This window comes from Vibrio sp. ED004 (assembly GCF_023206395.1).
Taxonomy (GTDB): Bacteria; Pseudomonadota; Gammaproteobacteria; order Enterobacterales; family Vibrionaceae; genus Vibrio.
In genome coordinates, this window is record NZ_CP066149.1 from 2,141,161 (window position 1) to 2,156,637 (window position 15,477).

The 15,477-nt window shown below is 44.9% G+C and carries 5 protein-coding genes, 4 tRNA genes, 2 rRNA genes, 1 pseudogene and 1 riboswitch; of the genes and pseudogenes, 9 read left to right on the forward strand and 3 right to left on the reverse strand.

Translation table 11 applies throughout. From position 1 onward, the window contains the following. Positions 1 to 42 precede the first annotated feature (42 nt). From ITG10_RS09770 to ITG10_RS09795, 6 genes are all read left to right on the forward strand, one after another. A tRNA-Ile gene (locus ITG10_RS09770) sits at positions 43 to 119 on the forward strand. A 14-nt stretch (positions 120 to 133) separates the two neighbouring features. Next, positions 134 to 209 (forward strand) — tRNA-Ala (locus ITG10_RS09775). 312 nt (positions 210 to 521) lie between these two features. Further along, positions 522 to 3,408: ribosomal RNA gene (locus tag ITG10_RS09780) — 23S ribosomal RNA — on the forward strand. Positions 3,409 to 3,501: 93 nt separating this feature from the next. After that, a 5S ribosomal RNA gene (gene rrf, locus ITG10_RS09785) occupies positions 3,502 to 3,617 on the forward strand. Between the two features lie 80 nt (positions 3,618 to 3,697). Next, positions 3,698 to 3,774: transfer RNA gene (locus ITG10_RS09790), tRNA-Asp, on the forward strand. A gap of 60 nt (positions 3,775 to 3,834) precedes the next feature. After that, positions 3,835 to 3,911 (forward strand) — tRNA-Trp (locus ITG10_RS09795). Between the two features lie 830 nt (positions 3,912 to 4,741). On the opposite strand, the gene ITG10_RS09800 is transcribed toward ITG10_RS09795, so the two are convergent. Continuing rightward, positions 4,742 to 6,022, reverse strand: a complete 1,281-nt coding sequence (locus ITG10_RS09800) for a sodium:proton antiporter (RefSeq protein ID WP_248386372.1) — start codon at positions 6,020 to 6,022, stop codon at positions 4,742 to 4,744. Positions 6,023 to 6,191: 169 nt separating this feature from the next. Here ITG10_RS09800 and metH point away from each other — a divergent pair, with 169 nt between their 5' ends. Then, positions 6,192 to 9,869 (forward strand): methionine synthase, encoded by a 3,678-nt coding sequence (gene metH / locus ITG10_RS09805; RefSeq protein WP_017631808.1) that lies wholly within the window; start codon positions 6,192 to 6,194, stop codon positions 9,867 to 9,869. Between the two features lie 114 nt (positions 9,870 to 9,983). Here the strand turns inward: metH and lysC are convergent, their stop codons facing one another. Next, on the reverse strand, positions 9,984 to 11,351 hold the full coding sequence (gene lysC / locus ITG10_RS09810; protein ID WP_017631807.1) for a lysine-sensitive aspartokinase 3: 1,368 nt from the start codon (positions 11,349 to 11,351) through the stop codon (positions 9,984 to 9,986). 108 nt (positions 11,352 to 11,459) lie between these two features. After that, positions 11,460 to 11,637: riboswitch (Lysine riboswitch) on the reverse strand. Positions 11,638 to 11,813: 176 nt separating this feature from the next. Between lysC and ITG10_RS09815 the strand changes: the two genes are divergently transcribed. Both ITG10_RS09815 and tnpA read left to right on the forward strand, forming a co-directional pair. Next, positions 11,814 to 12,953, forward strand: a complete 1,140-nt coding sequence (locus ITG10_RS09815) for an alanine--glyoxylate aminotransferase family protein (protein ID WP_248386373.1) — start codon at positions 11,814 to 11,816, stop codon at positions 12,951 to 12,953. 175 nt (positions 12,954 to 13,128) lie between these two features. Beyond that, positions 13,129 to 13,562: pseudogene (gene tnpA, locus ITG10_RS09820) on the forward strand (IS200/IS605 family transposase). Between the two features lie 107 nt (positions 13,563 to 13,669). Here tnpA and ITG10_RS09825 read toward each other — a convergent pair. Then, positions 13,670 to 15,433 (reverse strand): PglL family O-oligosaccharyltransferase, encoded by a 1,764-nt coding sequence (locus ITG10_RS09825; protein ID WP_017630759.1) that lies wholly within the window; start codon positions 15,431 to 15,433, stop codon positions 13,670 to 13,672. Between the last annotated feature and the right edge of the window lie 44 nt (positions 15,434 to 15,477).

Here is a 15,477-nt window from a genome sequence, read left to right on the forward strand (position 1 = left end):
CACACAGATTGATTAGGTTTAGAAAAGTTAAGAGACGATATTGGGTCTGTAGCTCAGCTGGTTAGAGCGCTCGCCTGATAAGCGGGAGGTCGGTGGTTCAAGTCCACTCAGACCCACCAATATCGACCTAGATGGGGCTATAGCTCAGCTGGGAGAGCGCCTGCCTTGCACGCAGGAGGTCTGCGGTTCGATCCCGCATAGCTCCACCATCTTTAAGGGTTTTTCCCTAAGAATCTTTAAAAATGGTTTCGAAAGAAATCAAGCTCTTTAACAATTTGGAAAGCTGACTGATTGATTACTTACGAGTAATTCAATCAAATTTAAAAGTTCTCAATGTTTATCTGCTCTTATTTAATAAGAACAGTATAAACACAACAAACACATTCAAGTGTCTTGTATTCGAATCAAACATAGTTTGATTCACATTGAGTCCGGCAAACAGTCATTGAGAATTAACCCTTCTTAATGACAACCAAAAACCTTGGTTAGTTGCCATACATTAAGACCCTTTCGGGTTGTATGGTTAAGTGACTAAGCGTACACGGTGGATGCCTTGGCAGTCAGAGGCGATGAAAGGCGTAATAACTTGCGATAAGCCCAGATTAGGTAGTAATAACCTTTAAGTCTGGGATTCCTGAATGGGGAAACCCACTTACATAAGTAAGTATCCTGTTGTGAATACATAGCAACAGGAGGCAAACCGGGGAACTGAAACATCTAAGTACCCCGAGGAAGAGAAATCAACCGAGATTCCGAAAGTAGCGGCGAGCGAAATTGGATTAGCCCTTAAGCTTTTAATGAGACAGATGAAGGCTCTGGAAAGTGCCGCAATAAAGCGGTGATAGCCCCGTAATCGACATCTCATCATCAGTGAAAACGAGTAGGGCGGGACACGTGATATCCTGTCTGAATATGGGGGGACCATCCTCCAAGGCTAAATACTACTGACTGACCGATAGTGAACCAGTACCGTGAGGGAAAGGCGAAAAGAACCCCTGTGAGGGGAGTGAAATAGAACCTGAAACCGTGTACGTACAAGCAGTAGGAGCACCTTCGTGGTGTGACTGCGTACCTTTGTATAATGGGTCAGCGACTTAATTTTAGTAGCAAGGTTAACCGTTTGGGGAGCCGTAGGGAAACCGAGTCTTAACTGGGCGTACAGTTGCTAGGATTAGACCCGAAACCAGGTGATCTAGCCATGGGCAGGTTGAAGGTTGAGTAACATCAACTGGAGGACCGAACCGACTAATGTTGAAAAATTAGCGGATGACTTGTGGCTAGGGGTGAAAGGCCAATCAAACCTGGAGATAGCTGGTTCTCCCCGAAAGCTATTTAGGTAGCGCCTCGGACGAATACTACTGGGGGTAGAGCACTGTTAAGGCTAGGGGTCATCCCGACTTACCAACCCTTTGCAAACTCCGAATACCAGTAAGTACTATCCGGGAGACACACGGCGGGTGCTAACGTCCGTCGTGGAGAGGGAAACAACCCAGACCGCCAGCTAAGGTCCCAAAGTATAGCTAAGTGGGAAACGATGTGGGAAGGCTCAGACAGCCAGGATGTTGGCTTAGAAGCAGCCATCATTTAAAGAAAGCGTAATAGCTCACTGGTCGAGTCGGCCTGCGCGGAAGATGTAACGGGGCTAAGCTATACACCGAAGCTGCGGCTACATACCTTAGGGTATGTGGGGTAGGGGAGCGTTCTGTAAGCCGTTGAAGGTGGTCTGTAAGGGCTGCTGGAGGTATCAGAAGTGCGAATGCTGACATGAGTAACGATAAAGGGAGTGAAAAACTCCCTCGCCGGAAGACCAAGGGTTCCTGTCCAACGTTAATCGGGGCAGGGTAAGTCGACTCTAAGGCGAGGCCGAAAGGCGTAGTCGATGGGAAACGGGTTAATATTCCCGTACTTCTTACAATTGCGATGGGGGGACGGAGAAGGCTAGGTGGGCCTGGCGACGGTTGTCCAGGTTCAAGTATGTAGGCGGGTGGTTTAGGTAAATCCGGACCGCTATTAACGCTGAGATACGATGTCGAGCTACTACGGTAGTGAAGTCATTGATGCCATGCTTCCAGGAAAAGCCTCTAAGCTTCAGATTGTAAGGAATCGTACCCCAAACCGACACAGGTGGTCGGGTAGAGAATACCAAGGCGCTTGAGAGAACTCGGGTGAAGGAACTAGGCAAAATGGTACCGTAACTTCGGGAGAAGGTACGCTCTTATCAGTGAAGTCCCTTGCGGATGGAGCAGACGAGAGTCGCAGATACCAGGTGGCTGCAACTGTTTATTAAAACACAGCACTGTGCAAAATCGTAAGATGACGTATACGGTGTGACGCCTGCCCGGTGCCGGAAGGTTAATTGATGGGGTTAGACTTCGGTCGAAGCTCTTGATCGAAGCCCCGGTAAACGGCGGCCGTAACTATAACGGTCCTAAGGTAGCGAAATTCCTTGTCGGGTAAGTTCCGACCTGCACGAATGGCGTAATGATGGCCACGCTGTCTCCACCCGAGACTCAGTGAAATTGAAATCGCTGTGAAGATGCAGTGTACCCGCGGCTAGACGGAAAGACCCCGTGAACCTTTACTACAGCTTGGCACTGAACATTGAACCTACATGTGTAGGATAGGTGGGAGACTTTGAAACCGCGTCGCTAGATGTGGTGGAGTCGTCCTTGAAATACCACCCTTGTAGTTTTGATGTTCTAACGTTGGTCCCTGAATCGGGATTACGGACAGTGCCTGGTGGGTAGTTTGACTGGGGCGGTCTCCTCCCAAAGAGTAACGGAGGAGCACGAAGGTGGGCTAAACACGGTTGGACATCGTGTGGTTAGTGCAATGGCATAAGCCCGCTTGACTGCGAGAATGACAATTCGAGCAGGTGCGAAAGCAGGTCATAGTGATCCGGTGGTTCTGAATGGAAGGGCCATCGCTCAACGGATAAAAGGTACCCGGGGATAACAGGCTGATACCGCCCAAGAGTTCATATCGACGGCGGTGTTTGGCACCTCGATGTCGGCTCATCACATCCTGGGGCTGAAGTCGGTCCCAAGGGTATGGCTGTTCGCCATTTAAAGTGGTACGCGAGCTGGGTTTAGAACGTCGTGAGACAGTTCGGTCCCTATCTGCCGTGGGCGTTGGAAAATTGAAGGGGGCTGCTCCTAGTACGAGAGGACCGGAGTGGACGAACCTCTGGTGTTCGGGTTGTCATGCCAATGGCATTGCCCGGTAGCTAAGTTCGGAATCGATAACCGCTGAAAGCATCTAAGCGGGAAGCGAGCCCTGAGATGAGTTTTCCCTGACGCTATAAGCGTCCTTAAGGGTTGTTCAAGACTAGAACGTTGATAGGCAGGGTGTGTAAGTGCTGCGAGGCATTGAGCTAACCTGTACTAATTGCCCGTGAGGCTTAACCATACAACACCCAAGGGGTTTTGTGGACTCAAAGACAGACCTTGAATGAGTTTGAAGAGTTACTTTTAAAAACAGTTTTCCGAATTTTAAAATTTGCTTGGCGACCATAGCATTGTGGACCCACCTGATTCCATGCCGAACTCAGAAGTGAAACACAATAGCGCCGATGGTAGTGTGGGGCTTCCCCATGTGAGAGTAGGACATCGCCAGGCTCCAAATTTATTTTCACTTTTCAAAAGTGAAGACAAAAGTGTTATGAACGACTTGTCAGCGACGACAAGTAGTCCACTGCGGAGTGGTAGTTCAGTTGGTTAGAATACCGGCCTGTCACGCCGGGGGTCGCGGGTTCGAGTCCCGTCCACTCCGCCACTTATTCGATAACCTCGCCTAGTGCGAGGCTTTTTCGAATCTGAAGTAAGATAAATTTTTAGGGGTGTAGCTCCAATTGGCAGAGCAGCGGATTCCAAATCCGCGTGTTGGGAGTTCGAATCTCTCCACCCCTGCCATATTTAAGGCTCTAACAGAAATGCTAGAGCCTTTTTGCTTTTTGGCGTTAAACATGCAATTGACAGAGCAGCAGATTCCGCCAACATCAAAATAGCACGTGCTAGGAGCTCAATTCTCTCTACCCCAACCAGATATAAAACCTCAGCAGAAATGCTGAGGTTTTTTTGTATCTGTCGCTTTTTCAAAGTGGCACGAGTTAAGCCTTAATCCTCTTAAGCTATATGCAGAATCTACAGCGTTTGAGTTGGCAAAACTCTTATATATGCTTCTACAGCTAATATCTTAGTTTCTTGGCGTTGATCTAATGGAGTAAATCTAATTAACACCATGCGACTCTCATCCTTTGAGTAGTCGATAACCGGATAATTAGGCTTTATCCTGTTTTAGCTCTTCTTTTTTGATGTATCACCTGTATTAGCTAGCTTAAGTCGTCGTTACTCTCACCCCTGACTCTAAAATGATTTACTCCTCTCTCATTTCTCACCACTTTCACTTAATTTGAAATTACTGGTTTAGATTGCTAATTGTCATTTAGCCTGTTAACCCTCATATCTATATTTTTATAGTTTTGGGTTCTATCAAAGCGACTTATAGGCATTGAGCTTAGCTGCTTTACAGCTTGTTTAGTTAGTACTCTCGCGCAGTCGATGATTTAGGAATACAGAGACGTCATGATGAATCGAGTTATCTCTTCTTAGCAAACAGAAAATAGAGCACTGTGAGAATTTTGAAGCAAGATAAGACGGGTATGGTGATTTGAGACGAAGGCGATGAATGGATGTAAAAAAAGCCGCTTACGTAAGCGGCCTATGTTCACAAATGGGGCGTGTTAATCTAACTCTTTCTCGGCTTGTTTCGCTTTCTCTATCATAGGAGTAATCGTTGAGCCTTGAACCAGAATAGAGAACACCACAACAGCATAGGTCATTACTAGGATGATCTCTTTTACATCGATGAGCTTATCTTCAATCACCCAGATACCTGATGGTATTGAAAGGGCCATTGCCAATGCTAAGCCGCCGCGTAAGCCACCCCAAGTTAGAATCTTAATTGACCATGGGTTGTAAGTTCTAAAGCGCTTAAAGCCAATGTACGACAAGAAAACACTTAGGTAGCGCGCACTCAATACGAGAGGAACTGCGAATGCCATTAAGATCCAGTCTTCTTGGTGGAACTTGAACAGTAGCATCGACATACCGATTAATAAGAATAGTACGCCATTTAAGAACTCATCTATCAATTCCCAGAAGTGGTCTAGGTGATCTTCACTCTCTTTAGAGAATCCGATAAAGCGCGTCCAGTTACCAATCATAATGCCTGATACCACCATTGCTAATGGGCCTGATACATGAAGCACTTCTGCGAAAGCATAACCAGCTGTCGGGATACCGATGGTTAGCAGTAATTCCATCGAGTGGTCATCGGTGTTGCTGATCAGATAATGGAATATCAAACCTAAAGCAAATCCGTAAACGATGCCGCCAATAGCTTCTTGGACGAACAACATGGTCACGCTGCCTACCGTCGGTGCTTCTGTGCCAAACGCAATGGTGAATAAAGTTACGAAGATGACTAGACCAAAACCATCATTAAATAGAGACTCTCCCTCGATTTGAGTCGAGATTCGTCTTGGAGCGTCGAGCTTCTTTACTATCGCTAACACTGCAATTGGATCGGTTGGAGAGATTAAAGATCCAAAGAGTAAGCAATAAATCGGATCAAATTGAATACCGATGAATTGACAGAATCCATAGAGCACAAAGCCGATAAAGAATGTTGAAAACAGCGTAGCACCAAGTGCGAGTACTGTTATTTCCCACTTCTGGTCTTTTAGGTTAGGTAATTTAATTCCCAAACCGCCAGCAAAAAGCAGGAATCCAAGTATTCCTTTTAGTAGGAAGTCTTCAAAGTTGATACTGGCAACGGTTTCTGAGGCGATGTCAGCCAGTTGGAACCAATTGTTTTGTCCTGCAATGATAATCAATAGAGACAGCATCATTGAGCCAGCAGTGATGGCGATGGTTGTCTGCATTTTACCAATTTTGGTATTCACGAAAGCAATGAGCATTGCCGCTGCGGATAAAAAGCATAAGGTGTAATAGACCGACATTGGAATTCCAACATGTAACAAAGTATGAATATGAATTTTCGTTGTCTCATGCTCAAATAGCAAACATTTTTTTGTCATGAGTCGGTAATCAATTTCCTTTTTTAGACGTCTAGACTCCTTTTTAATGTGTGATAGGATGGAGGAATAATTAAAGGAATGAGGTTGTACCGTGGGAAGTAATGTAAGGCAAAAGATTGACGCTCTGTTGAAGCAACGAATTTTACTGATTGATGGTGGCATGGGCACCATGATTCAGGACTATAAATTGGAAGAGCAAGACTATCGTGGTGAACGCTTTGCTGATTGGCATAGTGACCTAAAAGGTAACAATGACCTTTTAGTGCTGACACAACCTCAGCTTATCAAAGACATCCATTCACAATATTTGGAAGCTGGGGCTGACATCCTCGAAACCAATACCTTTAACGCTACAACCATTGCTATGGCCGACTATGATATGGAAAGCCTTAGTGAAGAAATTAACTTTGCTGCCGCTAAGCTTGCCCGTGAAGCGGCTGATGAGTGGACGGCAAAGACCCCAGAAAAACCTCGATTTGTGGCGGGTGTATTAGGTCCGACTAACCGTACTTGTTCTATCTCTCCAGATGTTAATGATCCGGGTTATCGTAATGTGAGCTTTGATGAGTTGGTTGAAGCTTACTCTGAATCGACTCGCGCGCTTATTAAAGGCGGTTCAGACCTAATTCTTATTGAAACTATCTTCGATACACTAAACGCTAAAGCGTGTGCTTTTGCGGTTGAATCTGTTTTTGAAGAAGTGGGCATAACTTTACCTGTAATGATCTCCGGTACCATTACTGATGCATCAGGTCGTACACTTTCAGGCCAAACAACAGAAGCCTTCTACAACGCCCTTCGTCATGTTAAGCCTATCTCGTTTGGTTTGAACTGTGCATTAGGCCCTGACGAGCTGCGTGAGTATGTCGGTGAGATGTCTCGTATCTCTGAGAGCTTTGTTTCTGCTCACCCTAATGCAGGTTTGCCTAACGCATTTGGTGAGTATGACCTTTCACCCGAAGACATGGCTGAGCATGTTAAAGAGTGGGCTGAAAGTGGTTTCTTGAACTTGATTGGTGGTTGTTGTGGTACCACGCCAGAGCATATTCGCCAAATGTCTGAAGCGGTTGAAGGTGTTACCCCTCGTCAATTGCCAGACCTACCAGTATCGTGTCGTCTATCCGGTTTAGAACCTCTGACCATTGCAAAGGACTCTTTGTTTGTTAACGTTGGTGAACGTACGAACGTGACGGGCTCTGCCCGCTTTAAACGCTTGATCAAAGAAGAGCTTTACGATGAAGCCTTGAGTGTTGCTCGTGAGCAAGTTGAAAATGGCGCTCAGATCATCGATATCAATATGGATGAAGGGATGCTAGACGCTGAAGCGTGCATGGTTAAATTCCTTAATCTATGTGCTTCTGAACCAGAGATTTCAAAAGTACCAGTAATGGTCGACTCTTCAAAATGGGAAGTTATCGAAGCTGGCCTTAAGTGTATTCAGGGTAAAGGTATCGTTAACTCTATCTCTCTGAAAGAAGGCAAAGAGAAATTTGTCGAACAAGCTAAGTTGGTTCGTCGTTATGGTGCAGCCGTCATCGTGATGGCTTTTGATGAAGTTGGTCAGGCTGATACTCGAGAACGCAAAGTAGAGATCTGTACTAATGCCTACAACATTCTTGTTGATGAAGTTGGCTTCCCACCTGAAGACATTATTTTTGACCCTAACATTTTCGCGGTTGCGACTGGCATTGATGAGCATAACAACTATGCGGTCGATTTCATCGAAGCAGTAGGAGATATCAAGCGTGAGCTCCCTCATGCGATGATCTCTGGTGGCGTGTCGAACGTGTCGTTCTCATTCCGTGGCAATAACTACGTTCGTGAGGCAATCCACGCAGTATTCCTATATCACTGTTTTAAAAATGGTATGGATATGGGCATCGTAAACGCCGGTCAGTTGGAAATCTACGATAACGTTCCAGAAGACCTGCGTGATGCTGTTGAAGATGTTGTACTAAACCGTCGTGATGATTCGACGGAGCGTTTGCTTGATATGGCAACTGAGTACCTAGAACGAGCAGTAGGAAAAGTAGAAGATAAGTCCGCTTTAGAATGGCGAACTTGGCCTGTGGAGAAGCGCTTAGAGCACTCTTTGGTTAAAGGTATTACCGACTTTATCGTTGAAGACACTGAAGAAGCTCGTGTTAATGCCTCTCGTCCTATTGAAGTGATTGAAGGTCCTCTAATGGACGGCATGAACGTTGTAGGTGACCTATTTGGTGAAGGTAAGATGTTCTTACCACAGGTAGTTAAGTCTGCACGTGTAATGAAGCAGGCTGTTGCGCACTTAGAACCGTTCATCAACGCGTCTAAAGAAGTGGGTGCGACTAACGGTAAGATTCTGTTAGCTACCGTTAAAGGCGATGTGCACGATATCGGTAAGAATATCGTTGGCGTGGTTTTGCAGTGTAATAACTACGAAATTATCGACTTAGGTGTAATGGTTTCTTGTGAAAAGATTCTTAAGGTCGCTAAAGAAGAGAACGTCGACATTATCGGCTTATCTGGTTTGATCACGCCATCTCTTGATGAAATGGTACACGTGGCCAAAGAGATGGAAAGACAAGGCTTTAAGCTCCCTCTATTGATTGGTGGCGCAACTACCTCTAAAGCGCACACCGCGGTGAAGATTGAGCAAAATTACTCTGAGCCAGTTGTTTATGTAAACAACGCCTCTCGTGCTGTGGGTGTGTGTACCTCACTTCTCTCTGACGAATTGAAACCTGCTTTTGTCGAGAAGTTGGATATCGATTATGATCGTGTTCGTGATCAACATAACCGTAAGAAGCCTCGCACTAAGCCTGTGACACTTGAAAAAGCTCGTGCTAATAAAGTGGCGATCGATTGGGATGCTTATACACCACCGGCACCAGCTAAGCCGGGAGTGCACATATTCAATGACTTCGATGTGGCTACGTTGCGTAATTATATCGATTGGACGCCATTCTTCATGACGTGGTCTTTAGTTGGTAAGTACCCTGCGATTCTTGAGCATGAAGAAGTGGGCGAAGAAGCGCAACGTTTATTCAAAGACGCTAACGATCTGTTAGACCGTGTGGAGAAAGAGAAACTACTTGAAGCTCGCGGTATGTGTGCCATGTTCCCTGCCAACAGTGTCGGTGATGACATTGAAGTGTATACCGATGAATCTCGTACTGAGGTATTGAAGGTTCTGCATAACCTCCGTCAACAAACAGAGAAACCAAAGGGCTTTAACTACTGTTTGTCTGATTACATAGCTCCAAAAGAAAGCGGTAAAGCGGATTGGATTGGTGGTTTTGCGGTAACTGGCGGTATTGGAGAGCGTGAACTCGCAGATGAATATAAAGCGAATGGCGATGATTACAATGCCATCATGATTCAAGCGGTTGCTGATCGATTGGCTGAAGCATTCGCGGAGTACCTGCATAAAGAAGTGAGAAAGGATATTTGGGGTTACTCGCCAGATGAAGACTTATCGAACGATGATTTGATTCGCGAGAAATACCAAGGAATTCGTCCTGCTCCAGGTTACCCTGCTTGCCCAGAGCATACCGAGAAAGGTACGTTGTGGGAGTTAATGGACGTTGAGAAAGCGATTGATATGTCCTTAACGTCGAGCTATGCGATGTGGCCTGGTGCTTCTGTGTCTGGTATGTATTTTTCACACCCAGATGCTCGATACTTTGCTATTGCACAGATTCAACAGGATCAAGTGGATAGCTATGCCGATCGTAAAGGCTGGGGTATGTTGGAAGCTGAGAAGTGGTTAGGTCCAAACATCAATTAGTTTGGTTCTATAGAGAACTTTGATTCGTAAAGTAAAAAGAGAAAGGGTTGCTTATTAGCAACCCTTTTTGTATTTGTGATTTAGTTATCTATCAGTCGGTGATAAATGGACTTTCTACTCAAATAACTCTTGGTGAAGTTTCTGAATCGCTAACTTAGAAACAGACTCATTTAGCAGGAAGCACAGGTTATGAGGGCTTGCGCCGTAACAAATCATACGCAGATTAAAATCTTCTAGAGTTCCGAATACTTGCTTTGCATAGCCTTTGCTTTCACTCATGTTATTACCAATAAGAGCAACAAGGCACAGGTCATGCTCAATATCGACAGAACACAGTTCTTCAAGCTCAATACGCGCTGCTTCTGGTAATTCAGGAGCACCACCTGATGTATCTGTTTGATCCAGCGTAAGTGAAACGCTGATCTCTGATGTGGTGATCAGATCGACGGAGATCTTATGTTTAGCAAGGATCTCGAACACTTTCGCTAAGAAGCCATAAGCATGGAACATATTAGCACTGCGCAGCGTAACCATAGTTTGGTTGCAGCGCAGGGCAAGTGCTCTGAACAGAGGAGAGCTTTCTACTTGCTGGCGAATCCAAGTTCCACCTAGCTCTGGTGCTTTCGATGAACCAACAAAAACAGGGATTTGGTGGCGTAGTGCAGGCACTAGTGTTGATGGGTGCAAGATCTTCGCGCCGAAGTTTGCCATTTCCGATGCTTCACTGAAGCTGATTTCTGGGATAGGAGAAGCTTTAGGTGCAATACGTGGATCGGTAGTATAGATACCCGGAACATCAGTCCAGATCTCTAAGCCAATCGCTTGTACAGATTCTGCAATAAGTGCTGCTGAGTAATCGCTGCCACCACGGCCTAATGTAGTGGTGTTGCTTTCGCTATCAGCACCGATAAAACCTTGAGTAACGACAACTTGTTGTTGGCACAGTGGAATCAGTTTATCTTTTGCTAAAGTGGCAATATCTTCTAGCTGTGGTTCTGCTTTTCCGAAATCATCATTGGTGCGCATCACTTCTCGAATATCAAAGCGAACTGCGGGTGTTCCGCGCTCGCGAATTATTTGAGCTAGGATGTGTGTCGACATCAACTCACCACATGCTACAAGGTGATCAGTCAGCTTAGTACTTGCTTGAAATGATGCTGCTTCTGCTGCGCTCGCAATGTCATCAAGAATGTTATGAACTTCTTTTTCGATGCTGATTGGATCCGCAAGTTGGTCAAGAATAGCATTGTGGATGTCAGCTAACTGCGTCATCAATTCTTGGCGGCGAGCTTTGTCCTGAATTCCATTTGCGAGTTCCACAAGCAAGTTGGTCACGCCAGAACACGCGCTACTTACGACCAGTTTCGTATTTGAGTTGTTTTCAATAATGGCAGCACAACGGCTCATTGCTTCAAAGTTGGCGACACTTGTTCCACCAAACTTAGCGACATTAAAAGAACCAGCTACATTAGATGCACTCACGATATATCTCCCACGACTTCCTAAAATAAAATTACGGTTGGGTAATCCAACGTCCGATGTTTTTCGAAGAGAGTTTTAGAGCAAAAAGAGAGGAATTATTAGAATAGTAACCTCAGAAGCTCTTCACCATATAGAAATGGCGACAGTTGAAGGGATTCAGCCCGCTCAACCGACAATAAAGGTCCTGCATCCTTTTATTATCTCGGCACTGCTCCCCATAAATGTTTTGTATTGGAAATGCGGTTCCACAAAACATCTGCCTGGGCAGTGCTCCTCTTCTGCTAGATAGCCATTTCATTGAACGTGTTTGCGGTAACAATGTCAATCCGTAACTTGAGATAATTGAAAAATAATTTTAACAATTATGTGACAGTGGTTTGACCTCAATACTTATGGCTAATTGCTGAGGTAATCAATTTGCTTTAGGGTGGATTGTTCACAACATTAACGTAAGGGATGTACATGTCTAATTTAACACTCACTGCTGCTATCGATAGCTTTTATCCACCACACCGAACGTTAATGGGACCAGGTCCTTCTGATATCTCACCTCAAGTACTGCAAGCTTTGAGTCGTCCAACCATCGGTCATCTAGATCCACTGTTTATTGCGATGATGGATGAGCTAAAACAGCTTCTTAAATACGCTTTCCAAACGGAAAATGAATTTACGATTGCCGTTTCTGCACCGGGTAGTGCAGGTATGGAAACCTGTTTTGTTAACTTGATTGAACCTGGAGAGAAGGTGATCGTTTGCCGTAACGGTGTTTTCGGTGAACGTATGCGCGAGAATGTTGTTCGCTGCGGTGGTGAAGCGATTCTTGTCGATGACGAGTGGGGCAAGCCTGTTTCTGTCGAGAAAGTAGAAAAAGCATTGGCAGAAAACCCCGATGCTGTTGCTGTCGCGTTTGTGCATGCCGAGACATCAACTGGAGCGCTATCGGATGCTCAAGCTATCTCGGCTATTGCTCGTCAGTTTGATGCCTTAACGATTGTTGATGCAGTAACTTCGTTAGGTGGTGTTCCGTTGTTGGTCGATGAATGGCAGCTTGATGCGGTTTATTCGGGAAGCCAGAAATGTCTATCTTGTGTGCCGGGTTTGTCTCCAGTGACTTTCTCTCAGCGTGCTGTCGAGAAAATGAAGGCGCGTCAATCACCAGTACAAAGTTGGTTCTTAGATCAGAGCTTGGTATTAGGTTATTGGAGTGGCGAAGGTAAGCGTAGCTATCACCATACTGCACCTGTAAACAGTCTTTATGCGCTACATGAGTCTCTTGTGCTGCTGAAAAATGAAGGCTTAGATAATGCTTGGTCTCGCCATCACGCTATGCACCAAGAGTTGAAAGAAGGTGTTGAAGCACTAGGATTGAAGTTTGTAGTTGATGAGGAGAGCCGCTTACCACAACTTAATGCGCTTTATTTCCCTGAAGGGATTGATGAAGCAAAAATCAGAACTCAGCTTTTAGAAGAGTATAACCTTGAGATTGGTGCAGGACTTGGTTCTCTAGCGGGCAAAGCGTGGCGTATCGGCCTAATGGGCTATGGTGCGCGAAAAGAGAATGTCGCGTTGTGCCTAAAAGCGCTAAAAGATGTTTTGAAATAGCTGCAATAAACTGAAATTAAAAAAAAAGCGCACGAGAGATCGTGCGCTTTTTTTTGTTTTCAGCCCTAAACCACCTACTTCAGTAGGTGGTTATCATTCAGTTTGGCTTTGCCTGTAGTTCTACCCATGTTAAATGCTCCCTTGATTTTTAGCGAAGTCAAAGAGGACAAATAACATGAGCAGATATAATCAAGCTTCCCACGTATTTTGAGATGTCAATATCACATAGTGTGGACACCAAAGTATCGATTTAGGATTTTGAAAAACAATGTAGGTAAAGAAGTTTATCGATGTATAAACGTTTACTGTAATCAACTTGGATGTGAAGTCGTTGAATTAAACGTTCAAGTTGACCACGTGCACTTGGTAGTAAAAGTTCCGCCTAAGTTATCGATATCCAAGTTGATGGGCGTATTGAAAGGCAAAATAGCTTTAAAACTCTTTAGTAAATTTCCATATTTAAGGAGAAACAAACTCTGGGGTAACCACTTTTGGCAAAGGGGCTATTTTGTCGATAGCGTAGGGGTTAATGAAGAAATCATTCGACGCTATGTAAGACATCAAGAGAAAAAAGAGCGCGTGGAGCAGCAGCAATTGGCGTTGGACTAAACAAAGGCCCCCTTTTAGGGGGCTCACATAAAGCCACCTTCTTTAGAAGGTGGTAATTTACTTTTTCTAAAGATAAGACGCGGAAGTCATACCTCGTTAGTTGCTAACTACTCTGCCGACGAGACGTTGTTCTCAGCTTGAGATATTTTCTTATACTGAACCTTTGAAAAGTCTCTATTAGGGAATAAAAATTTCGCTTCGCTGCGGATTTGTTCCGCTTTGCTTTCCTCTCCGAGCCCTTGATAAGCAAGAATCAAATTACTGTAGAACGCTGGTCTTGGTTTACTCTTTATGATTTCTAGCGACCAATCGATATAGGGTTGAATAAGGCTAGGGTCGACTTTGTACAAACCAATATTAAGGTAAGTGCTGTATATGTCCCAATCGTAGCGATCTATCCAGACGACTGGGTTAGTCACTTGTTTGAGAATATCTGGGTTTTTAGGTTTAGATAGCTCGAATTTAGTCAGTACATAGTTAGTGTGTAGCGCGCTCAACATATAGAAGCTCACTAAGATCGGTAACACCAAGCTGCTCACTCTAAACAAGGTTTTACTGATTATGCTGAACGGCTGCTGATAGTGACGTGAGGCACGCTGATCCACCCAGTAAATCAGAATGATGAAGGTTATCCAATGAATCGCCGAATGATAAAACGGGTACTCTAGCTGAGAGTGCAAGAGTATCGGTATAAACAGAGCAAGTAATGCTAGACGCGTGCCATTTGCTGAACTTGCTATACGAGACATCACTAACACCGCGGCAATCAAGATACCTATGATTGGTACTATGCCACCTTCAACCCCCCAAAACAGAAACTCATTGTGCGGGTGATCCATAGAAGGAAGCCCCGGATGATAATTTGAGTTCAGTTGATGCTGACGAGCGGTATATAGTGTGTATTCAGATTCGAATTTTCCGTAGCCATAACCGGTAAATGGCTTTTCGATCATCATGTCTAATGCTTGTGGAAAGGTGTAAGCGCGCGGGCTTTCTAAGTTCGCTTTCTTGCTAGCGATACTATCTGTAGCGCTAAGGTTTATTACGGTAAACGCAACCACGATACCGACAGCAACGGATGCACACCAGCCGTAGAAGCGTTTCTTGGTCGAGAATTTGTAAAGGTAAGGCAGAATACATACAAACCCGATGAGCGCTGCCAACCACCCTGTGCGTGATGCGATGATGATCAGTAGTGGCACGGTTAACGTTGGAGTCAGATACAATAAGAAAGATTCGCTGATCTTGTGATTATACTTAGCGGGCTGTCTTGCTAAAAGGTAAGCAGAAAGTACAAAACCAGTTGCTAGGAAGCTAGCCATCACATTGGGTTGCTGGAATATTCCGTAAGGGCGATTAGCCGCGGTGTTGTAACCAAATAGATTACCTGGTTCTAATAAGAAATATTGTACATAACCAAATAGCGCTTGTATGACGACAGCTAATACGATGAACCACAGCATACGTTGTTTGTGTTTATTACTGAATTTGAACTGCTGAAGGACTACGAATAAAGCAAAACCTGCCCATAACCCAAGTAATCGACCTGAAGCCCCTTCCGGCGAAGCATTGCTGTATAGAATCGGCAATGTGAGTATCACGCAGCTGATCAGCAAGCCTATGGTTAACTTGGAATACTTGAGTACTCGATTGGTCGCGAGTTGGTAAAAGCCAATCGCTAAGGTGAAGCTCAGTGCTAACCAAGTAGTAGGGTTAAAGGATAGAGCAAGGCCAGAGCCTCCTAGGTTGGGCATGAAGAAATGCATGGCGAGTAAGAACACAACAGCTAATGAAGCGAGGAATGCTTTGTTGAGTGGTAACTGAGTGATCTGATTTTCTAGCTGGGTACCGCTAGTATGTATTGTTGCCATAAATCCCTAACCTTATAAAAACAGAGCTTGTTCCTTTTGAAACA

Bases quoted from the DNA above. Each gene is read 5' to 3' on its own strand.
- ITG10_RS09800 (WP_248386372.1), bottom strand. From the start codon at position 6,022: ATGTCGGTCTATTACACCTTATGCTTTTTATCCGCAGCGGCAATGCTC.
- ITG10_RS09825 (WP_017630759.1), bottom strand. From the start codon at position 15,433: ATGGCAACAATACATACTAGCGGTACCCAGCTAGAAAATCAGATCACT.
- ITG10_RS09815 (WP_248386373.1), top strand. From the start codon at position 11,814: ATGTCTAATTTAACACTCACTGCTGCTATCGATAGCTTTTATCCACCA.